This is a genomic window from Paraburkholderia sp. GAS42 (assembly GCF_050436565.1).
Lineage (GTDB): Bacteria > Pseudomonadota > Gammaproteobacteria > Burkholderiales > Burkholderiaceae > Paraburkholderia.
Genome location: NZ_JBNDML010000002.1, coordinates 122,031 through 143,948, shown reverse-complemented (window position 1 = coordinate 143,948; position 21,918 = coordinate 122,031). Strand labels below are relative to the sequence as shown.

General features: G+C 57.5%; 18 protein-coding genes. 2 read left to right on the top strand and 16 right to left on the bottom strand.

The genetic code is table 11. The features are described from left to right. Positions 1-14 precede the first annotated feature (14 nt). The 13 genes from P3T16_RS03220 to P3T16_RS03160 form a co-directional block, all read right to left on the bottom strand. A complete protein-coding gene (locus P3T16_RS03220) occupies positions 15-1,259 on the bottom strand; it encodes a sarcosine oxidase subunit beta family protein (protein ID WP_429341401.1) in 1,245 nt (414 codons plus the stop codon). Positions 1,260-1,493: 234 nt separating this feature from the next. Beyond that, on the bottom strand, positions 1,494-2,741 hold the full coding sequence (glyA, locus tag P3T16_RS03215; protein ID WP_429341147.1) for a serine hydroxymethyltransferase: 1,248 nt from the start codon (positions 2,739-2,741) through the stop codon (positions 1,494-1,496). 80 nt (positions 2,742-2,821) lie between these two features. After that, positions 2,822-4,207 (bottom strand): L-serine ammonia-lyase, encoded by a 1,386-nt coding sequence (locus P3T16_RS03210; protein WP_429341146.1) that lies wholly within the window; start codon positions 4,205-4,207, stop codon positions 2,822-2,824. 185 nt (positions 4,208-4,392) lie between these two features. Beyond that, complete coding sequence (locus P3T16_RS03205) at positions 4,393-5,433, bottom strand: GlxA family transcriptional regulator (RefSeq protein WP_429341145.1); 1,041 nt, start codon at positions 5,431-5,433, stop codon at positions 4,393-4,395. A 42-nt stretch (positions 5,434-5,475) separates the two neighbouring features. Continuing rightward, positions 5,476-6,507 carry a LysR substrate-binding domain-containing protein gene (locus P3T16_RS03200; RefSeq protein ID WP_429341144.1) on the bottom strand — a complete coding sequence of 344 codons (1,032 nt, stop codon included), beginning with the start codon at positions 6,505-6,507 and terminating at the stop codon, positions 5,476-5,478. A gap of 215 nt (positions 6,508-6,722) precedes the next feature. Further along, a complete protein-coding gene (locus tag P3T16_RS03195) occupies positions 6,723-7,490 on the bottom strand; it encodes a pyrroline-5-carboxylate reductase (RefSeq protein WP_429341143.1) in 768 nt (255 codons plus the stop codon). A 94-nt stretch (positions 7,491-7,584) separates the two neighbouring features. Next, the gene (locus P3T16_RS03190) at positions 7,585-9,078 is read right to left on the bottom strand and encodes an aldehyde dehydrogenase (RefSeq protein ID WP_429341142.1); all 1,494 of its coding nucleotides are present in this window, start codon (positions 9,076-9,078) and stop codon (positions 7,585-7,587) included. A 17-nt stretch (positions 9,079-9,095) separates the two neighbouring features. Next, the gene (locus tag P3T16_RS03185) at positions 9,096-10,427 is read right to left on the bottom strand and encodes an NAD(P)/FAD-dependent oxidoreductase (RefSeq protein ID WP_429341141.1); all 1,332 of its coding nucleotides are present in this window, start codon (positions 10,425-10,427) and stop codon (positions 9,096-9,098) included. Positions 10,428-10,432: 5 nt separating this feature from the next. Next, entirely contained in the window at positions 10,433-11,323 is an 891-nt protein-coding gene (locus P3T16_RS03180; protein WP_429341140.1) for a dihydrodipicolinate synthase family protein, read from the bottom strand. A gap of 149 nt (positions 11,324-11,472) precedes the next feature. Further along, positions 11,473-12,774 carry a serine hydroxymethyltransferase gene (gene glyA / locus P3T16_RS03175; RefSeq protein ID WP_429341139.1) on the bottom strand — a complete coding sequence of 434 codons (1,302 nt, stop codon included), beginning with the start codon at positions 12,772-12,774 and terminating at the stop codon, positions 11,473-11,475. 165 nt (positions 12,775-12,939) lie between these two features. Then, positions 12,940-13,830: a glycine betaine ABC transporter substrate-binding protein gene (locus tag P3T16_RS03170; RefSeq protein WP_429341138.1), complete on the bottom strand. Its 891-nt coding sequence runs from the start codon at positions 13,828-13,830 to the stop codon at positions 12,940-12,942. A gap of 109 nt (positions 13,831-13,939) precedes the next feature. Continuing rightward, positions 13,940-14,827, bottom strand: coding sequence for an ABC transporter permease (locus P3T16_RS03165; protein WP_429341137.1), 888 nt, complete (start codon positions 14,825-14,827; stop codon positions 13,940-13,942). Beyond that, a complete protein-coding gene (locus P3T16_RS03160; protein ID WP_429341136.1) occupies positions 14,824-16,110 on the bottom strand; it encodes a quaternary amine ABC transporter ATP-binding protein in 1,287 nt (428 codons plus the stop codon). The genes P3T16_RS03165 and P3T16_RS03160 overlap by 4 nt, the downstream gene beginning before the upstream one ends. 541 nt (positions 16,111-16,651) lie before the next feature. Between P3T16_RS03160 and P3T16_RS03155 the strand changes: the two genes are divergently transcribed. Next, complete coding sequence (locus P3T16_RS03155; protein ID WP_429341135.1) at positions 16,652-17,581, top strand: LysR substrate-binding domain-containing protein; 930 nt, start codon at positions 16,652-16,654, stop codon at positions 17,579-17,581. A gap of 160 nt (positions 17,582-17,741) precedes the next feature. Beyond that, the gene (locus P3T16_RS03150; RefSeq protein WP_429341134.1) at positions 17,742-18,137 is read left to right on the top strand and encodes a cupin domain-containing protein; all 396 of its coding nucleotides are present in this window, start codon (positions 17,742-17,744) and stop codon (positions 18,135-18,137) included. A gap of 529 nt (positions 18,138-18,666) precedes the next feature. Here P3T16_RS03150 and P3T16_RS03145 read toward each other — a convergent pair. From P3T16_RS03145 to P3T16_RS03135, 3 genes are read right to left on the bottom strand one after another with little or no spacing between them, the layout of a single operon-like run. Then, the gene (locus P3T16_RS03145; protein ID WP_429341133.1) at positions 18,667-19,668 is read right to left on the bottom strand and encodes a transketolase family protein; all 1,002 of its coding nucleotides are present in this window, start codon (positions 19,666-19,668) and stop codon (positions 18,667-18,669) included. Then, positions 19,665-20,507 carry a transketolase gene (locus P3T16_RS03140; protein WP_429254181.1) on the bottom strand — a complete coding sequence of 281 codons (843 nt, stop codon included), beginning with the start codon at positions 20,505-20,507 and terminating at the stop codon, positions 19,665-19,667. The genes P3T16_RS03145 and P3T16_RS03140 overlap by 4 nt, the downstream gene beginning before the upstream one ends. A 42-nt stretch (positions 20,508-20,549) precedes the next feature. Further along, positions 20,550-21,878, bottom strand: a complete 1,329-nt coding sequence (locus P3T16_RS03135; RefSeq protein ID WP_429341132.1) for an MFS transporter — start codon at positions 21,876-21,878, stop codon at positions 20,550-20,552. Positions 21,879-21,918 lie beyond the last annotated feature (40 nt).

Here is a 21,918-nt window from a genome sequence, read left to right as displayed (position 1 = left end):
TTCCTGTGTGGCGTTCAGTGGGCAACAGCAGCTGCGCCGTGCTCATCGATGAGATGGCCGGTATAAAAGCGGTCAAGCGAGAAGGGAGCATTGAGCGGATGCGGCGCATCGTTTGCGATCGTGTGCGCAAAGACCCAGCCCGAACCGGGAGTGGCCTTGAATCCGCCCGTCCCCCAGCCGCAATTGAAGTAGAGCCCCTGGACATCCGTCTTGCTGATAATCGGGCATGCGTCTGGCGAGAGGTCAACAATGCCGCCCCACTGTCGGTTCATCCGCACGCGCGAGAACGTCGGGAACATCTCCACGATTGCCTGCAGTGTGCCCTCGATGACGTTGAAACTACCGCGTTGGCCGAATCCCGTGTACTGGTCCACGCCCGCGCCGATGACCAGGTCACCTTTGTCAGATTGACTGATGTACGCGTGCACGGCGTTGGACATAATGACCGTATTGACCACGGGCTTGATGGGCTCGGACACGAGGGCCTGCAGAGGGTGACTCTCGATTGGCAAACGAATACCCGCCATGTCCGCCAAAGATGTCGTATTTCCGGCGGTGACGACGGCGACCTTCTTCGCCTTGATGAAACCCTTGACGGTATCGACCCCGGTCACCCGGCTGCCGTCGCGGCGAATACCTGTGACCTGACAGTTCTGGATGATGTCGACGCCATGCTGGTCAGCGCCGCGAGCGAAGCCCCAGGCCACCGCATCGTGACGCGCGACGCCTCCACGCCGCTGAATCGAAGCACCAAGCACGGGGTAGCGACTATTCAGGTTAATAGTCGGCTCGATTTCCTTGATTTGTGCAGGCGTTAGAAACTCTGCGTCGACGCCGTTAAGTCGATTTGCGTTGACTCTACGTTCCGTATCCCGAACATCCTGCAGCGTGTGAGCGAGATTCATCACACCACGCTGACTGAACATGACGTTGTAATTCAGGTCTTGAGAGAGTCCCTCCCAAAGCTTCATCGCCTTCTCATAGAGTCCGGCAGATTCGTCCCAGAGGTAGTTGGACCGAACGATGGTCGTGTTGCGAGCCGTATTGCCTCCTCCAATCCACCCTTTCTCGAGAATGGCAACGTTGCGGATACCATGCTCTTTGGCAAGATAGTAGGCAGTGGCCAGCCCATGTCCGCCGCCACCGACGATGACGACGTCGTATTCCTTCTTCGGCTCGGGGCTTCTCCACTGGCGCTCCCAGTTCTCGTGATACGACAACCCGTTCCGCACGAGACTAAAAATCGAATACCGGCTCATCTCTACTCCAAGTTCGCTGCGACCCGAAACATCATCTGCAGAATCGTTCGGCACGCTGTTATCGAATCGTTCTTTGACCGTACGTCTATTCAACAGGACCACAAATCCTTCCGATAGAACAATTGCGCCCCTGACAGAGAATTGCGCCGCCAACTCCGGGATATCCCGACGCCTCACGGTCAGACGCTGCTCCCGCGCGACACACCAAGGTCCGGCCCCAGTTTCAGAGCAGCGTCAGCCGTAGACCGGAAACCGCTTCGTCAGCTCCGCGACCTGAGCGCGAACGCGAGCGACATTGGCTTCGTCTTCGGGGCTCTCAAGCACGTCAGCAATCAGGTTACCGACAATCTCAGCCTCCTTGATGCCAAAGCCGCGCGTTGTCATGGCCGGCGACCCGAGACGCACGCCACTTGTAACGAACGGTTTTTCCGGGTCGTTCGGAATCGCATTCTTGTTCACCGTGATGTGAGCTGCGCCGAGTGCGGCTTCCGCTGCCTTGCCCGTGATTTTCCTGGCGCGCAGGTCTACCAGCATCATGTGGCTTTCGGTACGGCCAGACACAATGCGCAGCCCACGCTTGACGAGCGTCTCTGCCAGCACGCGTGCGTTGTCGAGTACACGCTGCTGGTATTCCTTGAACTCCGGCGACAGCGCTTCCTTGAACGCTACGGCTTTCGCCGCAATGACGTGCATCAGCGGACCGCCCTGGATACCGGGGAAGATGGCGGAGTTAATCTGCTTCTCGAATTCGGCCTTCATGAGAATGACACCACCACGGGGGCCCCGCAGGCTCTTGTGCGTTGTGGTGGTGACAAAGTCCGCATGCGGTACCGGATTTGGATACAGGCCAGCAGCAATCAGGCCGGCGTAGTGAGCCATGTCGACCATCAGATATGCACCGACAGACTTCGCGATTCTCGCGATGCGCTCAAAATCGATGCGAAGAGCGAAAGCCGACGCGCCTGCAACGATGAGCTTTGGCTTATGTTCCTGAGCAAGCTTCTCCGTTGCTTCGTAGTCGATGTCTTCCGCATCGTTCAAGCCGTAGCTGACAACGTTGAACCACTTGCCCGACATGTTGACTGGCGAGCCGTGTGTCAGATGCCCACCATGCGCGAGACTCAGTCCCATGATGGTGTCGCCCGGCTTGAGCATCGCAAAGAAGACGCCCTGGTTCGCTTGCGAGCCCGAGTTCGGCTGGACATTGGCGGCCTCTGCTCCGAACAGCAGCTTCACGCGGTCGATAGCCAGTTGCTCCACGACGTCCACGTATTCGCACCCACCGTAGTAGCGCTTGCCCGGATACCCTTCTGCGTACTTGTTCGTGAGCTGCGATCCCTGGGCTGCCATGACAGCCGGGCTCGTATAGTTTTCAGACGCAATCAGTTCGATATGGTCTTCCTGGCGTCGATTTTCGTTCTGGATTGCAGTCCAAAGTTCCGGGTCGACGTTTGCAACGGTGCTGGTTTCGCGAATGAACATGATGAGTAGTGGAAAAAGTTAAGGTTCAGTTGAATTCCGGGATGTCAACGCATCCTCGGGTTAGTTCAGACGTAGCTCGCTCAACACTCGATAACATTGACGGCCAGTCCTCCCCGGGAAGTCTCCTTGTATTTCGTCTTCATGTCGGCGCCAGTCTCAAGCATCGTCTTGATGACGTTGTCCAGAGTAACGTAGTGTTTCCCGTTACCTTTCAGGGCGATACGTGCAGCATTGATAACCTTCACGGCTCCCATCGCATTTCTCTCTATACAAGGAATCTGCACAAGACCCCCGACAGGGTCGCAAGTCATCCCCAAGTTGTGCTCCATGCCGATCTCCGCAGCGTTCTCGACCTGCAACGGGGTCCCGCCCATAACAGCAGCAACCGCGGCTGCAGCCATCGAGCACGCAACACCGACTTCGCCCTGGCAACCTACTTCTGCCCCCGAGATGGACGCAGTTTCCTTGTAGATGACGCCGATTGCAGCAGCAGTCAGTAGAAAATCGACGATGCCCTTCTGATTCGAACCGGGGACAAACTTCACGTAGTAATGCAGAACGGCCGGTATCACACCGGCGGCACCGTTCGTTGGAGCCGTCACAACACGACCGCCTGCCGCGTTCTCCTCGTTGACAGCCATCGCGTACAGGTTGACCCAGTCGAGCATCGACAGCGGGTCGCGCAGTGACTCTTCCGAACGGGAACGTAGATATTGAACAAGCTCTGGGGCGCGTCTTTTGACACTCATCGGCCCCGGCAATGAACCCTCAATACGACATCCGCGCTCAACGCAAGCGGCCATAGCGCTCCATATCTCGAGCAGACCCTCGTTGACCTCAGATGGCGAACGGGTCGCACATTCATTTTCGAATGCAACCTGTGCAATCGAGAGGCCACTTTCGTCACAGACACGCAGAAGGTCGTCCCCAGTCCGGAACGGATAGGGGACTGTTACTTTCGTGTCAGTTCCATTTAGGCGGCCGCCGTCCGCATTGACGACGAAGCCTCCTCCGATGGAGTAAAACTCCTTTTGCGCAAGCAGTAACAAGTCTGCGTCAAACGCCTGGAATCGCATGCCATTGGGATGCGCCAGCGCGGTACCGGTCATGAGACGACGGAAGAAGCCGATGTGCTCGCGTTCTTCGAACCGTACCGCATGGGTACCGAGAATCCGCAGAACCTTTTCTGAGCGTATTGCCTGTAGCGTGGCGTCGACAATGTCCGGGTCGATGGAAGTGGGATGGTGCCCTTCGAGCCCCAGCATCACTGCTTTGTCAGTGCCGTGGCCTTTGCCGGTGGCGCCAAGCGAACCGTAGAGCTCCACCTTGACCCGTTTTACCCGGTCGAGATAGCCGGAGTCTTCCAGGTGTCGTGCGAATTTCTGGGCCGCAATCATCGGACCCACCGTGTGAGAACTGGATGGACCAATACCTATCTTGAAGATATCGAATACGCTGACGTTCATTGCACTGGACCCTGAGATGAATGGCTATTCCGAACCGCCATTCCATCGCACTCGGACCCGTTCAGCTAGAAGGATTGCGACATATAGCTGGGATGCGGTGGCGCAATCCTCGCTGGCGCAAAAGAATCGAAGAACCGCGTCTGTGCAGCACCTTCAACCAGACTTGTTGGCCCGTGGGCAGCGAGCTAAGCTGATACGCTGGCCGTAAGCTGTACACCACGTGTCCGAAACGCGTTCGGGGCCTCCCCATACTCCTTCTTGAATTCGCGACCGAGATGTGACGCGTCTGAGAAACCGCACGACGACGCGATTTCGGTAACGGTCCGGTCTGAACTGGTCAAAAGCCAGGCCGCCGTCCGAAGCCGCAACTGACGGCCGTAAGTGAGTGGAGTGGTATCCATTTCGGCGTTAAACAGGCGTTCAAGTTGTCGCACAGACATCTCGAGTCGGTCCGCAAGTTCGCCGAGACTCAGCGGCTGCCCGATGTGCTGCTCCATCAGCAAGATGGCTCGCTTTATCTTCGGGTGAGTTGCAGGCCTAAGGCCCGGAGGAGCCGGTTGCGGCGCGTTTCCCTTATCGGCATCGTCCACTAGCAAGATGCGAAGCGCTTTCTGGACAATCGTCGCGTCGAAATGTCGGAGCAGAATTGCCGCCGCAACATCAATGGAAGCACGGCCGCCAGAGCATGTAATGCGTCGTCGGTCAATTACGAATAGTCGGTCGGCGACAAGATAGCGTTCATCTGTTTGCGGAAATCGCTCGATAAAGTCCCAGTAGTGAAACCAGCTGACGCACAACCGGTAGCCATTCATCACCTCTGCCTGCATCAACGCGAATGCGCCCGTGCATAGACCGACAAGCGTTGCCGATGTTTCCGCCGAATCGCGAATGAACTGCAAAGTCGCTTTGCTGGCGGATGACCCGGAATGCAGCAAGCCCCCCACCACTACGACATAGTCCAATTTCCCGGCTGCCTCGAACGTTGTCCAGGGCGTGACCTGGATACCGCAACTTGCCCGCACGGGTGTGAGTGATTCACTGATGATGGACCACGCGCAGCGGACCGGCCGGCTGAAGTCGCCTTCGTCGCCAGCGAGACGCAACAGGTCGACGAAGCCTGAGAAAGCCGTCAAAGTGAAATTAGGCAGCAACACAATTCCGAATCGAACCGGCGGCCCCCGCCCTATTCCGCACTCTTCGCGCGGCAGCGCTGCATTGAATTCCATATCAAGCTCAAGTTGTGGGGGCTGCCGTCAACCAACGCGAGGTCACGAACTGCCATCCAGCACACGATTGTCCTGGGGTGCCACGTCAGTCGGCGCCTTTGGCCAATCCTTCATCATCTCCTCGACCTCGTCCGCCAGCCATTGGCGAAACTTCAGAAATTCGGGCCGACTCCGCGCGTTCTTATGACTGATGAGGTAGTGATATCTATCATGGAAAACAATGGCGTCCTGTACCGGGCGCACCAGTGTTCCCTGTTCAACCTGGCGATGGACCAGGTGATGCCATCCGAGAAGGGTACCTTCTCCGGCTTCCGCCAACGAAACAAGAAGCCGGTAGTCGTTACTCTCGAAATGCTCGCCCGGGGCATATCTGTCAGAGCCGTCGCCCTGCTGGAACCAGTTCCGCCATACGCGCCAGTCCACGTGTTCGCAAACCTGGGCGCGCCCGAGCAGGGATAGATGCAAGGTCGGTTGCGTGAGCAGGTCGAGCGGCTTCAGCGTCTTGCCCTGGAAGTGACTCTCAAAGAGGCGCCGGCTACAGACAGGGTAAACCACGTCGTGAAAAAACGGCTCAACGTCATACTCCAGCTCGCGCGGTGGATTTTTCGTGATGATGACGTCCGGCTGCATGATCTCATCGAGCTCCATAAAGTGCTCGGTGACGGTCACGTTCAGCTTGATTTCCGGGAACAGCTTCCGAAAACGCGGCAATCTCGACGACAGCCACAATGCAGAGAACGTATGAGAAACGCAGACGTTCAAGGTCTGTTTGTCAGAACGGCGCACTGCCTCGGCGGCCTCGGCGATATTCATAATCGAAAGGTACGAGGCGTTGTACAGGATGCGCCCCGAATCAGTCAGCGCGATGTGTCGTCCTGTCCGCTCAAACAAGGGAACGTCCAACGCGTCCTCAAGCTCCTTAATTTGTCTGCTGATTGCGGCTTGGGTTACGCACAGCACCTCCGCCGCCTGTGTAAAACTTTCATAGCGTGCGGCCGTCACGAAACACCGCAGTGCACGCAACGAGGGCATTTGCGCCAGCAATCTATCGGCGAACAGTTGCTTCTTCTGCATTGTCCTTAACCTCAAGGCGGTCGAACCCGGGAAGGCCGCGAACCAGCGGCAGGCGGCTAATCAGACTTTACACCGACATATATATATAGCCATCTTCCGCGCCCAACTATCACAAACCACGACTTCCAGTCGAACCCGCCATCGACCGGAAGCCCGCCCCTGGCGAAGCCCGGCGCCCACGTAGACATCCTGCCAGCAAGTCCTCCCGAGACTTGCTAGCGTCGCTTTATCCGTTTCAACACATTGCCCAGAGCCGCCGAATAGTGGGAGTACGTTCCGTTGCCGGACAATTCGTGATGAAGCTGTTCATTGATACCCCCGGCTGTCATTGAGGACTGGACCAGAGCGGAAAATGGTTCCGCCCCCTTCGTCGCCTCATGGGAAAGTCCTTCGCAGTAGGCCGCCAGATATGCTCGGGCCGACCGGTAGTCGATTCCCTGTTCTACCAACCAGGCCGCCTGTGTTTCCAGGACGGCATAAAAGCTGGCCATGGTCGCCGTGACAGCAGACAGCGCATCAAACTTATTTTCATCGCCCACCTCCACTGCCGCGCCGACGTACGAGAAGAGTCGGCTCGCGATTTCATCTGGCGGACAGATTGCGGTACTTCCCTTTGCGGCCGCGACGGCGGGCAGTGGTATAGCGCGAACGATTGCGCCCACCGGTCCAACCATCTGTTTCAGATCCGAAATCGCCACTCCCGCAAGGAAGCTGATAACGTGGTGTCGTGCGGTGAAGCGCAACTCCTTGCATACGTCGGCCGCGATTTGCGGAACTACGGCTAAACAGACTACGTCGCTGGAGTCCAGTACATGCTGGTTTGTCCGACACACTGAAACACGCGAGTCAAGTGCTGCAAGACCCGTTGCCACCTCGGTATTGCGCGGGGAGAGGTAAATGCTCTCAAAGGGCGCGCCAACGTGCATCAACCCTGTCACGACTGCACGCGTTATGGTTCCTGTTCCAATGAATCCGAGTCGCATAGTTTCGAAATATAAAATGCGCGGACCAAACTCAGTCCGCTCCGCGCTAGCTTTATCAAGTCATCTGGCGTTTGCCGCGCGAGAAGACGCCCACTTAATTCAGCTTGATCCAGGTCGTTTTGAGTTCGCAGTACTGGTCGTGCGCGTAGACAGACTTGTCCCGGCCTCCGAACCCCGATTGTTTGAAGCCGCCGAACGGGGTCGCGAGGTCACCTTCTCCGAAGCAGTTGACCGTCACTGTTCCGGCGCGGATTCTGCTGGCTACCTTATGAGCGTTATTGACGTTGTCAGTCCACAGTGACGCAGCAAGCCCGTAGCACGTGTCGTTCGCTATCTTGACCGCGTCGTCGATGTCGCTGTACTCGATAACGCAAAGCACGGGACCGAAGACCTCTTCTTTTGCAATGCTCATGTCAGGGGTCACGCCATCGAAGATGGTCGGCTCAACAAACCACCCCCCGCTCTCGACGAAGAGAGCATTTCCCCCCAGTACAACGCGCGCTCCCTCCGCCTTCGCCGTTTCAATGTGGGAGAGGACCTTCTTATAGTGTTTCTGCTCTATCAACGCCCCGAGTTTCACCTCAGGGTCCAGCGGTTCCCCGGTTTTCCATCCTTGCAGCACCGCTTCAATCTTCTTGAGTAAAGCATCCTTCATGCTTGCATGGACCAGCAAACGGGAACCCGCGCTGCAGTTCTCGCCCATGTTCCAGAACGCGGCGGCGACCGCATTCTCGGCGACCGCGTCCAGGTCGGCGACATCCGGCAGCACCACCTGGGGGTTCTTGCCACCACACTCGAGAATGACTCGCTTAAGATTTGTATCGGCGGAATAGCGGAGGAAGCGCTTGCCGGTCTCCGTCGAACCCGTGAATGCAATGAGGTCAACGTCGGCGTGAAGACCGAGCGCTTGACCCGCGCTTTCACCGAAGCCGGTTACGACGCTAAACACGCCAGGCGGAACGCCGGCTTCCAACGCAAGCTCTGCGATGCGCAGCGTCGCAAGAGACGTTTGCTCTGCAGGTTTCACGATGACACTGTTACCAACAGACAGCGCCGGGCCGATTTTCCATGCGAGCATCAGCGCGGGGAAATTCCATGGCAGGACTGCGCCCACAACCCCGATTGGCTCGCGCGTAATCATGCTAACGACTCCCGCGCCCGACGGGGAAAGCGCATCGTATCGCTTATCCGTAACCTCAGCATGCCATCGAATACACGCTGCCGACTCCGGGATATCCAGCCCCAGGCACTCCGCGACGGGCTTTCCCGCCTCGAGTGCCTCAAGCATCGCAAGCTCGTCGGTGTTCTCCTCAATCAGCTGAGCCAGCTTCAGAAGCACCGACTTACGGTGCGATGGCGCGGCCTTTGACCAAACGCCTTTTTCGAAAGCCTCTCTCGCTGCGGTGACCGCGACGTCGACGTCCCTGGCGTCGCATTGAGCGACGTCGGCAAGGACCTTTCCGTTCGACGGGTTTATGGTGGGGAACGTCTCGCTCGATGCCGCCGGACAGCGTTTTCCTCCAATAAAAGCACGGCCATCCAGCGTCAAGGCATCTGCCTTCTGCTTCCATTCCTGATGCGTCGTCATTTCGTTTCCTCAATCAATTAAAGTTCGACTCCGGCCGAGCGCTCCTTGAACCATATTGCCGTCGAGACTGCCAGGTCCGCGATGGGACGCATAGGAAGAGGCCGAGGCTGAGGCTGATTCAGTAACTGATGAACCATGTCGCTGGACATACCCAAGGCATATTCGGCGATGACTTTTCCGGACGCAGACCCTCTGCTGAGCCCCAAGCCGTTGCAGCCAAGCGCCTGATACACGTCATCGTCCGTCTTTCCAAATAGCGCGCCGCTGTTTGCCGACAGGCAAAGTGCGCCGCCCCATGTGTATTCAAGGCTGACATCCTTGAGCATTGGGAAGCGCCTGTCGAAAGACCGCTGGTGCAGATGCCTTGATTTACGTAAATCTGCCGGCGAGACCTCTAAACCAGGCCGGAAAGCAAAGTGGTTACGAACGCAAATCCGGTTGCTGCCTAAACGCCGAACGGTGGTTCCCATTGGGTCTGCGGGAATTAACGCCCATGAATCGATGCCACCAAGAGTCTTGATCTCAAACGCTGTCATCGTTCTGCTCAATGAAGCGAAGGTGTAAACCGGCAGCAAACCGTTCGGATTTCCTCCGAACGTTGCTGCGTACGCGTTTGTGCAAAGGACCACTTTGCCTGCGGTAAGCCTCCCGTTCGGGAAGGAGAGGACGCGACCGGACGCCCCCTGCTCCATGCCGCGGACGGGACTGAGCTCAAAGACCTCCACGTTTGACGGCATTGTGCGGGCAAGCCCTCGCATCAGTGCGGCGGGCTGGACAGTGCTGCATCCCGGCGTAAATACAGCACCGTGGTAGAAGGACGTACCCGTAACCTTTGCGATAGCGCCCTCATCAAGCCACTCAAAGTGCTCGCCGATGCGCTTAAGGCCTGCCGCAAAGTGGTCAAGCGCATCCTTCCCGCGTTTGTTCGCCGAAGCATGATATTTGCCGTCGTCACGCCAGTCGCAATCGATGTTCTGGTTTCGCACCACTGACCTGACGTAATCGATACCGTGACGCTGCATTCGTACATCGGCCTTGTCAGCGTCAACGCTTCGCGAGTAGCTTTCACTGCTTATGTCATGCGGCAAATCGACGAAAAAACCCGAATTTCGACCGGCAGTCGAGCGACCAACACGGTCGGCCTCGACCAGCGCAACCGAGGCCTCGGGCGCCAGCTCAGCCAAACGCCGGGCAGCACAAAGACCCGTGATTCCGCCGCCGACCACCACGAAGTCAAATGTCCTGTCGCCGTGGAATTGATTCACGGCTGCCGGCGGTGGGAGTATTTCCCACCAACCATTGACCCCATCGGCTGCAGGCAACCGACCGAATTCGAGTTTCGAGGCCATTCAAATTAACTTCCCTTGCGAAGCAGCGGCTGCACAATCTTCGCGAAATCGCGACGCTCGTCATCGGTAAGTCCGCCCAACGGTGCGCGAGCATTACCGACCGGCTTTCCCGCCAATTCACAGCCGTAACGGACATACTGGATAAACTTGCCACTCCGTTCGAGCAACTCGAGCACCGGCAATAGTTGCGTCATCAGTTCGCGGCCAGCAACGAAATCGCGACGCTCGACACACGCCTCGAACAGCTCGACGTGTACCTCGGGAAGGAAGTTAGCCGCGCCCCCGACCCAGCTCCGGGCGCCCCAGACGAAGAATTCGAGCGCCTGGTCATCCATGCCGCAGCTAAGTACAAGCTTGTCCTTAAAGTGGGTGGCCAGATGGTGCAGGTGCGCGACATCGCCCGTGCTCTCCTTCATAGCAGCAAAGTTCGGGCGCTTGAGCAGTTCCTCCAGCACCCGGTCACTAATCTCAGTGCCCGTACGCGCCGGAAAGTTGTAGAGCATGATGGGCATGTTGAGACTGTCGTCAATCGCGAGCATGTGCTGCAACAGTTCATCCTGAGTCGGTTGTGCGTAGTAGGGGGCCGCCACCAACAAAGCTTTAATTCCGGCGCCCTTGGCTTCACGCCCAAGGCGGATAGTTTCCCGAGTGGTGGTGGCGTTGATGCCAGCCGTCAGGGACGTCTTTCCGGCGACCGCGTCGGCGACCGTGTGAAACGTAGCAACGCGCTCGTCGAAACTTAGCGCGTAGTATTCGCCCGTCGTACCGCCTACGCCGAGACCCGACAGGCCCCGGCCAGCCAGATCGACTGCGTGCTGTCCCAGCAGTTCATGGTTGATTTCGCCGTCCGGCTTGAACGGCGTGACCAAAGGTGCGTGTACTCCCTCGAAGCTCATCAGTAATTCTCCTGTTGCGGACACCTGGTACGGATGCCAACGCCAACGCGTAACCGTTATGGAACGCATGGTGTGACTTCGCTCGGGGTCTCGGGTTAAAAAGTATTGGCTGCTGGCATCTAGCCACGTCAACCGGTCAAATGACCGACTTAAATCAACGCATCAGCGTGTGAATAGATCGGGAACCGGCTGCAGATTTCTCGAACACGGCTGCGGACCGACCGCTCGACGAATTCATCGCCTGCCGGCTGCCTTTCCAGCGCGGTCAGAACATCGAGGATGAGCGCGCCAATCACCTCGAACTCGCTGGTTCCAAAGCCGCGAGTCGTTCCAGCGGGCGTCCCGAGCCGGATGCCTGACGTAACAGCTGGATTTTCCGTATCGAATGGGATGCCATTCTTGTTGCATGTGATGCCCGCGCGTTCGAGCGCTTTTTCAACCTGTATCCCGGTAAGCTTCTTTGAACGGAGGTCGACGAGCAGTAAATGATTGTCTGTTCCGCCCGTGACCAGGCTCAATCCGCCAAGTTTCAGAACCTCGGCAAGCGTTTGAGCGTTTTCTAGAACCCGGTCGATGTATTTCGCAAACTCGGGACGCAATGCCTCCCCGAACGCGACTGCCTTTCCTGCAATCACGTGCATCAGCGGCCCACCCTGCAAACCTGGGAAGACTGCCGAGTTAACTTTTTTTGCGATGTCAGAGTTGTTTGTGAGGATGAAGCCACCTCGTGGACCACGAAGCGTCTTATGCGTGGTGGACGTCACTACATCCGCGAAAGGCACTGGATTCTCGTGTCGGCCAGCGGCCACGATTCCCGCAATGTGCGCGATATCGACCATCAGCATCGCCCCAACACTGTCGGCAATTGCCCGAAAACTCGCGAAATCGAGGGTACGCGGATAAGCCGAAAATCCAGCGATGATGAGCTTCGGGCGATGCGTTTCAGCGAGTCGACGAACTTCCTCATAGTCGATACGAAGCGTCTCGGGATTGACGCTGTATTGGACCGCGTTGAACCATTTTCCGGAAAGCGCGACGCTCGCCCCATGCGTCAGATGCCCACCCGCATCTAACGACATGCCGAGAACGGTATCGCCTGGCCGCAATAGCGCGAGCATCACCGCGCCATTAGCCTGCGCACCGGAATGTGGCTGCACATTGACGTATTCGCATTCGAAGAGCGCCTTCGCCCGGTCCATCGCCAATGCTTCAATTCGGTCAACGTGTTCACAACCACCGTAATAGCGCCTTGACGGATAGCCTTCCGCGTACTTGTTTGTAAGCACAGTGCCCTGTGCTTCCATCACCGCGGCCGAAACTATGTTCTCAGACGCAATCAGTTCTATTTGAAGCTGCTGGCGACGTAGTTCGAGCACGATTTCGGCAGAGATAACCGGGTCACGGTCTTGCAGGCTCTCTGAGAAAAATCGAAGATCATCAGTCACAGACATACTCCGTGATATTCAAAAGACGTGTTTCACTTCAAAACTTCGGAACGAAAGCACACCATCGCGATGGCCAGAGTGCGGACGTTCCCGATACAAGGGATGGGCGTGACCTGTGAACGCGGTCGCGAAGAAACGCGCCTGATTCTGCAGTCACGCCGGCATCCACTGTTACTGCTGCAGCCACGCGTTCACTTTGTCTGGATGCGCGTCGACAAACTTCTTTGCGGCAGTGGCATAGTCGTTCGTGGTGTTGCCCTCAAACTCAATCGCTTCCACGTCAGCAAGCGTGAGCTTGAAATGCTTCATGAACACATCGGCCCGCGGATACTTGCTCGCAAACTGTTTGGATGCGAATGCGTGAACCTGCTCCTCGCCACCCAGCGTACCTTTCGGGTCCTTCAGGTAACGCATCTTGTACTTCTGGAAGAGCCAGTGGGGACTCCAGACCGTGTCGACAATCCAGCCCTTTGACTGGTACGCACGCTGAGTGGAGGCAAGCATCCCTGCCTCACTCGAGGACTGCAGGTTGTAGTCCGCCAGGTTGTATGCCTTGATGGTCTTTTCGGAGGCCTGCATCAGACCGCCTCCTGGTTCGATGCCTTGAATCGTGCCATTCAGCTTGCTCTTTACGTCGGGCTTGTTCAGGTCGGAAATCGACGAGAGTTCGGCCTCCGGCACGTAAGCGGGAACGGCCCAACCGTTTCTTCCACCGGTGTAGATGATGCCGACATCATCCATACTGTCCTTATACTTCGCGTAGTAGGTGGCATGAGTGACCGGCAGCCAGCCGCCAACCATAAGGTCCACATCGCCCCGGGCGACGCCTTGATACTGGATGCCAATATCGGCCTGAACAAACGTCACCGGCTGCTGCAGCTTTGTCTCCATGACGTACTTCGCCACATTCGCAACGGCCAGAACGTCAGCCCAGTTAGTAATCGTTATCTTCACCGGCTTCACCGGCTCCGCCGCCACCGCCACACCGCCGTAAATGCCGAAGGCGCAGAGTGTCGATGCAGCAATTTTCAGGGCATAATATGCAAGATTTGCGGATTTCATGTAGTACTCCTATATTATAAAAAGAATTTCTATTTGGCTTACCGTAGCTGCGAGTATCAATGCTGCAAGAGTCCGCGGAGGAATTCCGACTTCCCCCGCAAAAAGCTAATCACGGTTGCGTCTGAACGGCCTCACGAACTGTTTGCCTGGCCGCCCGCGCTTTTCCCTTCTTCTTCGCAGATTTAACGCCGAAACTCTCCGTTAGACGGTCAAGAATGATGGCGAGCAGAACAACTCCAAGACCACCTTCGAATCCGATACCGACATCGAGTCTCTGAATTCCGCTAAGGACGTACTCGCCGAGTCCTCCCGCTCCAATCATGGAAGCCACCACAACCATCGAAAGTGCCATCATGATGGTTTGATTGATGCCAGCCATAATGGAGGGCAACGCATTGGGAAGTTGAATCTTCCACAACAGTTGAGAGTCGGTGCTACCAAAAGACCGCCCCGCCTCCATCAGTTCTTCCCGGACCTGCTTGATGCCCAAAGTAGTGAGACGGACCACAGGCGGCATCGCAAAGACAATTGTTGCGAGTACGGCAGGCACTCGACCAAGTCCGAACAGAATGACTGCGGGAATCAGGTACACAAACGCTGGCATCGTCTGCATGAAATCGAGCAGCGAACGCAAGACGAGCTCGGCGCGGCGGTTACGTGCGCCCCAGATTCCAAGCGGGATACCTATTAGCAAACTGAAGACGGTTGCCGCAATCACAAGTGCAAGGGTCGACACCGTTTGTGGCCAAAGTCCCATGTAGTTGATTGTGAAAAGCGCAATGCCTACGAAGGCAGCAAAAACAATGCCTTTGCGCCACAGCGCGATTACCACGAAGAGAATCAGCATGACAATGAAAGGAACAGCGCCGAGTCCGTCCTGAAGAAGCTTGACGACAGCGTTCAGGACCGTGGAAAACGCGTCGAATCCGCCCCGGAAATGTTGAAAGAGGAAGTTGACCCCGTGTTCTGCCGCGCCCCCGATAAATGATGAGTTCATGCTCCCCTCCGTTGCATAACCTGTTTCAGAATCGCCCGGCACGACACGGCGCCCGCTAGCACGCCGGCTCCGTCGATAATCGGTACGTCATGCTCCTGGTTCAGTGCAATCATCGACAGTTCGTGCAGGTCGGCGTCCATCGACACGACCGGGACGTCTCGAAGCAAGGCTTCGCGAATTGGCGCACTTCCGCATTTGCGGAGTGACGCAGACGTTACGCAGCCCTGATATCGACCCGCTTCATCGCAGACATAACCCCACTCGACGCCGGCATCAGTAAGTGCGTTTAGGTAGCGGTCAGCGGATACACCTGCGTCACACATAATTACGCCACGGTCAATTCTTGAAAGGAGACTAGACGCCTTCTGGAAGCGTGAGACGTCGACGTTGCAGAAGAACTCGCGAACGTAGTCGTCAGCGGGCGATTGAATCAACTCTGCCGGTGTACCCACCTGCACCAGCCGACCATCCTTCATGACTCCAACTCGCCCACCAATCTTGATGGCCTCTTCGATGTCATGCGAGATAAAGACCACTGTTCGTTGCTCTTCTTTCTGCAAGCGCAATAGCTCGTTCTGCATTTCGAACCGGATGAGCGGGTCAAGCGCGGAGAACGCCTCGTCCATCAGAAGCACCGAGGGGTTCACAGCAAGTGCGCGCGCCAGCCCGACCCGTTGCTGCATACCGCCTGACAGCTCGCCTGGATGAAGCTTTTCGTACGAGCCGAGCCCAACGCGAATGAGTGACTTACGTGCCATTTCATATCGCTCGATTTTCTTTCGGCCGGCTACTTCAAGGCCGTAGGCAACGTTGTCGATGACAGTCCGGTTGGGAAGCAGGGCAAATGATTGAAAGACCATTGCCATCTTTTTCCGGCGCACCTCGCGCAACTCCGGGGTCGACATTGGAGCAATGTCCTGTCCCTCGAGCACGACCTTGCCCGAGGTCGGTTCAATCAGGCGATTCAATAGTCGAACAAGTGTGGATTTTCCAGAGCCCGAGAGCCCCATGATCACGAAAATCTCCCCCGATCGAACACCCAGGCTCACGTTGTCAACCGCAACCATGTTCCCGGTCTGCTGGAAGATTTCGTTGCGCCCAAGGCCTTGCCGCAACATCTCGGCTGCCCGTTCGGGCTTCGGTCCAAAAATCTTGGAGAGGTTCTGAACCGTAAGGATTTCATCCGCGGGCGTTGACACCGGCTTCACGATTGACGATGTAGAGCTTGTAGCTGCACCCGGATATGCTGCCTCTTCCGATGCGAAAGTGAGATTTGGGGACATTCTGTCATTCCGACTGGCAAGTTCAAAAACCTGTAGGCCTGGAGAAACGAGACCGGACATGCTCGGCAAGCACCTTCCGTCGGGTGTTCCTGCGGGTCAGGATGAGCATTGCGGCTGTCGAACGCTCAAGCGCCGAAAGCCATTTCGCAAGTAAAGACAGTCAAGTCACGAATTCGAATAAATTCGACTTATTTGCGCAAGGCTTGAAATCTTTCCTCACTGAACTCATTATCAGCAATGTTTGTTGCGGTAATGACAGCGTACATCGCCAATTAGGCTAGGCCAGCTACATTTTCTGTGGTCTTTCCCCTACCGCTGGTAATGGGTGCACCCCTGCTGATTACCCGCACAAGGCACGCGACCCTCGCAGATATACGCCAGGCATAGGTTTGGGCAGCATGAAGCGCTGAGGGACGTCGCCTGCGGGATTTGGGCTTATAGGGAAAGTCCGGAGACGGCACTATTGGCCTCTCGCGAAAGAAAACTTTTCGAATATCATCGGCTCACGGCTTACGCGGCCCCCATACGTATAGACCCGAACATGAAACCTGCCACCGAAGGAGCGAAGGGATACCGACGGCTGATACCTTCGTTGACCGCGCTGGTGGAGTTTGAGGCTGTAGCGCGGCTGAGCAGCTTCACGTTGGCGGCGAACGAGCTCGGGGTCACGCAAGCAGCCGTGAGCAGGCAGGTGCGATTTCTCGAGGAGTCCCTCAATGTTCGCCTCTTTCATCGTTTGCACCGGGCAATCAAGCTCACCAGTGAGGGTGAAGCGCTTTATTCGGTAGTGGCTGACTCGATGCGGCGGATTGCGGGCGTCTTCGACCGTCTGTCAGACGGAAGCGCGCAACAAGAATTGGTTCTCGCCACAACCGCGGCGTTTTCGCATTTCCGCGTGTTGCCCAACCTTCCTCAATTGAAGCGTCTTGAGCCGCAATTGGCACTTCGTTTGACGACCTCCATGTTCACCGCAGACCTCCGTCACAACGAAGTCGACCTCGCAGTGCGATTCGGCAACGGCAAATGGCGTGACGGAACGTCCTCGTTGTTATTTGATGAGGAAGTATTTCCAGTCTGCTCGCCTGAGTGGTTGGCCAGGAACGGCTTATTGCAATCCATCGATGACCTCACCATGACTCAGCTAATTGATTCCGACTCCACCTCGGAAGGATGGATGGACTGGGAGACCTGGTTCCAGGCTGTCGGAGTGAGGCCGCCGCGGTTGCATTACTCACTGCGCTGCAGCCTGTACACGGACGCAATTCAAGCTGCGCAACATGGACATGGTGTTGCTCTCGGCTGGCGTAGACTGCTGGGCGATTTACTTGAGTCCCGGCAATTGGTGCGGGTAACGGACGCCTCGGTGAAGGTCAGCGATTCCTATTTCGTTGTTGTCCCGCATGGTCGGACGATAACGCCGACCACGAGCACCGTCATTGACTGGCTGCGTGCAGACGTACAACCGACCTGAGGACAGCAGGTGCCAGGACGCGCAAACAACGGTCGCTGCACGAAGCGGATGCGCCGCATAACCAGATGTAATGCGACAGCGAAAATAAAGCGCATTGACGCTTGATATCGTCCACTCAATACTGGCTTCTTCCGTGTCGACAACTACTCCCCTGCTACCCATGAACTCAGCAAGAATCCAAGAAGGCGCGTCACCCGGTCCAGTGCAATTGGCAGCGCGACGAAGCTACAAAATTAACGATGAGGATTGGCGTCCACTGAAAATAGGTGAGTCCGAGATTCCCGGTTACTCCTGGATTCCTTTGTCTGATGACGAAGGAGGCGGATGGACGAGCTATTGGATGAAAATAGAGCCCGGGGCACGCGGACCGACGCATTTGCATGAGACGACCGAGATGATTTTTGTCGCGGAAGGAGTCTTTGCGGATAGCGATGGGGCTCAGTTTTCAGTCGGCCATGTACTTACTTATCCGGCAGGTTCGAGCCACTCAAGCTCTTCAGAAAGCGGGTGCACAGTGCTAGTTGTCGCTCGCACCGGCTCACAACTGGTCGACTGATATAGCATTGGCCTTCAGCGCGGACAGGCAAACGTGCAAGTCGAAGTTGTGAGCTTGGCCATGAATCCCTCGCCATGACGGAACACGATGTCAGAAACCGTCGTGGCGAGAAGGTCGGACCGACCAGATAGAGAATTGCGGAGCAGGCTGGCATTTGCGAGCATCAGCCAGCCTGCAAAAACCGCTGAGTTATCGCGACGAGGGCGATCTAATGCAAACAGGCCCCGGACTGGCTGGCGCGGTAGATCAAAAGTCTCCGACCGTGTTGACCGGCTCAGGTGGCTCAATTCTGCGTGGACATCCACACTCCGGGAAAGGCGTGCACTTCTCCCACAGCTACCGACAGATCGAAGCCTCTGAGGACGCTCGTCGGACCGTAACTCTTCACGATGCCGCGCGGGGTCATAAGAATTGATTCGCTCACGTTTCTCTCGTCTTCCCATGACGGTGCGCCGTCGAACTGACGCACCGTCACAGCTCCCAAGGCTGTGGCCCCGACTTACCTGTCTCGTCGGGATACTCCCTGCGCTTATCTGAGCCAACTCTTTATCGTGCTCGCCATGACGTTGGTCGAGATGCCATAGCGGTCGTGCAGGGTCGGCAGCGCGCCTGCGGCGAGAAACTCATCGGGCAGTGCGATTTGGCGGTACATCGGCGTGACGCCGGCCGTGAGCAGCGTGGTCGCGACCACTTCTCCGAGACCGCCGATCACCGAGTGATTCTCGGCGACCACGACCATTCTGCCTGTGCGCCTGGCTTCGCGCAGGATCGTCGCTGTATCGAGCGGCTTGATGGTCGGCACGTGCAACACGCCGACGCCGACGTTGTCCGCTTCCAGCGCCTTCGCGACCTCCAGCGAACGCATGGTCATAATGCCCGAGGAGATGATCAGCACCTCGGCGCCGTCGCGAAGCAGCTTCGCCTTGCCCAGTTCGAACTGATAGTCGTATTCATCGAGCACGGCCGGGACGTTGCCACGCAGCAAGCGCGCATATACGGGACCGTTGTGCGCCGCGATCGCGGGCACCATCTGCTCGGTATCGAGCGCGTCGCACGGATCGATGACCGTCATGTTCGGCATTGCGCGCATCAGGGCAAGATCCTCGGCCGCCTGATGGCTCGGGCCGTAGCCGGTCGTGAGGCCCGGCAGCGCGCAGATGATCTTCACGTCGAGGTTGTCCTCGGCGATGGCCTGGTGCATGAAGTCATACGCGCGACGGGTCGCGAACACGGCGTAGGTCGTGACGAACGGCTGGGCGCCTTCATGTGCCATGCCGGCGGCCGCGCCCATCAGCAGTTGCTCGGCCATGCCCATCTGATAGTAGCGTTCAGGGAATTCCTTGCCGAAGATGTGCAGGTCAGTGTACTTGCCAAGGTCAGCGGTCATGCCGACCACGTTCTTCTTCTCGCGAGCCAGCTGCGCCAACGCATGGCCGAACGGCGCCGACCGCGTGACCTGTCCTTCGCCGGCAATCGAGGCGATCATTGCCGAGGTCTTGAGACGCGGCTTGCTGATGGTGGTGTCGCTCATGCTTGTCTCCCTGCTTCGAGTGCTGCAAGCGCCAGTTGCCACTCATGGGCATCGACGCGGATGAAATGGTTCTTTTCCCGTTCCTCGAGGAACGGCACGCCGCAACCCATGCGCGTATCGCAGACGATGATCCGCGGCTGCGCCTTCGGATGAATGCGCGCGGCATCGAAGGCCGCCTTCACGGCATCGATGTCGTTGCCGTCCACGCGCTGCGTAAACCACCCAAATGCTTCGAGCTTCTCCACGAGCGGCTCGAACGCCATGATCTGCGTGGAGGGACCGTCGGCTTGCTGGTTGTTGACGTCGACCATGGCGATCAGGTTGTCCAGCTTCCAGTGCGCGGCCGACATCAGGCCTTCCCAGATCGCGCCTTCATCGAGTTCGCCGTCGGAGAACAGCGTGTAGACGAAAGCGTCCGAGCCCTTGCGTTTCAGTCCGAGGCAGCGACCCACCGCGATCGTCAGACCATGGCCGAGCGAGCCGCCGGACATCTCCATGCCGGGCGTATAGCTCGCCATGCCGGACATCGGCAAGCGGCTGTCGTCGCTGCCGTAGGTTTCGAGTTCTTCCGGTGGCAGGAAGCCGGCTTCGAACAGCGCGGCATAGAGCGCAATCGCGTAGTGGCCGTTGGACAGCAGAAAGCGGTCGCGGCCGTCCCATTCGGGGTTGTCGGGCTGGTAGCGCATCGCGCCGAAGTAGGCAACCGCGAGTACATCGGCGATATCGAGTGCCTGGCCGATGTACCCCTGCCCCTGCACTTCGCCCATCAGCAAGGCGTTTCTGCGGATCCGATAGGCGCGCTCAGCGAGCGTCACCGCATCTGATGACGGACTGTTCATGATGTCTCCTTGGAGAGAAGTGAGTCTTTGCAGCGGACAATGTCAACGATTGACGGTTTTGGCTGGCACGAGGAAAACAAGCGCGGCGCCGATGACGATTGCGACAGAGATAAAGATGAGCCCAGCCGTCGACTTACCGGTCAGGTCGTTCAACCAGCCGACGATCGCCGGCGAGAAGAAGCCCGCGAGATTGGCGAAACAGTTCACCGCGGCGATACCCGCTGCGGCGGACATGCCGCCGAGGAGCGCCGTCGGCAGTGACCAGAACTGCGACGACGAAGCGAGGATGCCGGCGGCGGCCACGCTGACACACACCAGCGACGCGCCGACTCCGCCCAGCATCGGCAGCGTTGCAAAGCCTGCCGCCGATACGAGCATCGGAATCGCAAGATGCAGACGACGTTCGCGATGGCGGTCAGCGCTTGCTCCCACCAGCGGCAGCGCAATGATGGCGCACAGGTACGGAATGGCGGTAAAGATACCGACCCATAACGGATCAGCCACGCCCGACTTGCGGATGATCGTCGGCAGCCAGAACGTCAGTCCATACTGACCGAGCACGACGCAGAAGTAGATCGCAGCCATCAACCACAAACGACCATCGCCGATGAAAGACCGGATCGACACGTGGGCCACCTTGTGGGCGTTGTCGTTCGCCACGTTGCGTGAGAGGAGCGCTTTCTCGGCATCAGTGAGCCACTTCGCGGCGGCGATGCCGTTGTCGAGGTACAGCAGAATGGCAACGCCAAGCAGCAACGACGGCAGCGCCTCGAGCATGAACAGCCACTTCCAGCCCGCGAGACCCTGTACGCCATGGAACGCGTGCAGGATGTAACCGGACAGCGGCCCACCGACAATGCCGGCAAGCGGGATCGCCATGAAGAAGAGGGAGAGCGCCTTGGCGCGCCGTGCCGAAGGAAACCAGTACGTCAGGTACAGAATGACGCCTGGCGCAAACCCGGCCTCCGCCACACCCAATAGAAACCGCAGAACATAAAACGTCGTGGGCGTCTTTACGAAGACGAAGGAGGCGGAAATCAGCGCCCACGTCAGCATGATGCGAGCGAGCCAGTTTCGCGCGCCCACTTTGTGCAACATAAGATTGCTCGGCACTTCAAAGAGGAAATAGCCGAGAAAGAAGATACCGGCGCCGAAGCCATACACGGTCTCGCTGAATCGCAGGTCATTGAGCATCTGCAGCTTCGCGAAGCCCACGTTGACACGATCGAGATAAGCGCCCAGATAGCACAGCATCAGAAACGGTATCAAGCGCCGTCCAACCTTCGCATACGTTTTTGATTCGAAGCTCGCCGTATCGGCAAGCGACGTGACATCGACCGTCATCGACGGCACCGTGGACTTCGATTTCATGCTTGTCTCCTGCCATATCGCCCCGGGTCTCTCCCGGGTG

Coding starts and splice junctions, on each gene's coding strand:
- P3T16_RS03220 (WP_429341401.1), bottom strand. CDS start 1,259: ATGAGCCGGTATTCGATTTTTAGTCTCGTGCGGAACGGGTTGTCGTAT.
- glyA (WP_429341147.1), bottom strand. CDS start 2,741: ATGTTCATTCGCGAAACCAGCACCGTTGCAAACGTCGACCCGGAACTT.
- P3T16_RS03210 (WP_429341146.1), bottom strand. CDS start 4,207: ATGAACGTCAGCGTATTCGATATCTTCAAGATAGGTATTGGTCCATCC.
- P3T16_RS03205 (WP_429341145.1), bottom strand. CDS start 5,433: ATGGAATTCAATGCAGCGCTGCCGCGCGAAGAGTGCGGAATAGGGCGG.
- P3T16_RS03200 (WP_429341144.1), bottom strand. CDS start 6,507: ATGCAGAAGAAGCAACTGTTCGCCGATAGATTGCTGGCGCAAATGCCC.
- P3T16_RS03195 (WP_429341143.1), bottom strand. CDS start 7,490: ATGCGACTCGGATTCATTGGAACAGGAACCATAACGCGTGCAGTCGTG.
- P3T16_RS03190 (WP_429341142.1), bottom strand. CDS start 9,078: ATGACGACGCATCAGGAATGGAAGCAGAAGGCAGATGCCTTGACGCTG.
- P3T16_RS03185 (WP_429341141.1), bottom strand. CDS start 10,427: ATGGCCTCGAAACTCGAATTCGGTCGGTTGCCTGCAGCCGATGGGGTC.
- P3T16_RS03180 (WP_429341140.1), bottom strand. CDS start 11,323: ATGAGCTTCGAGGGAGTACACGCACCTTTGGTCACGCCGTTCAAGCCG.
- glyA (WP_429341139.1), bottom strand. CDS start 12,774: ATGTCTGTGACTGATGATCTTCGATTTTTCTCAGAGAGCCTGCAAGAC.
- P3T16_RS03170 (WP_429341138.1), bottom strand. CDS start 13,830: ATGAAATCCGCAAATCTTGCATATTATGCCCTGAAAATTGCTGCATCG.
- P3T16_RS03165 (WP_429341137.1), bottom strand. CDS start 14,827: ATGAACTCATCATTTATCGGGGGCGCGGCAGAACACGGGGTCAACTTC.
- P3T16_RS03160 (WP_429341136.1), bottom strand. CDS start 16,110: ATGTCCCCAAATCTCACTTTCGCATCGGAAGAGGCAGCATATCCGGGT.
- P3T16_RS03155 (WP_429341135.1), top strand. CDS start 16,652: ATGAAACCTGCCACCGAAGGAGCGAAGGGATACCGACGGCTGATACCT.
- P3T16_RS03150 (WP_429341134.1), top strand. CDS start 17,742: ATGAACTCAGCAAGAATCCAAGAAGGCGCGTCACCCGGTCCAGTGCAA.
- P3T16_RS03145 (WP_429341133.1), bottom strand. CDS start 19,668: ATGAGCGACACCACCATCAGCAAGCCGCGTCTCAAGACCTCGGCAATG.
- P3T16_RS03140 (WP_429254181.1), bottom strand. CDS start 20,507: ATGAACAGTCCGTCATCAGATGCGGTGACGCTCGCTGAGCGCGCCTAT.
- P3T16_RS03135 (WP_429341132.1), bottom strand. CDS start 21,878: ATGAAATCGAAGTCCACGGTGCCGTCGATGACGGTCGATGTCACGTCG.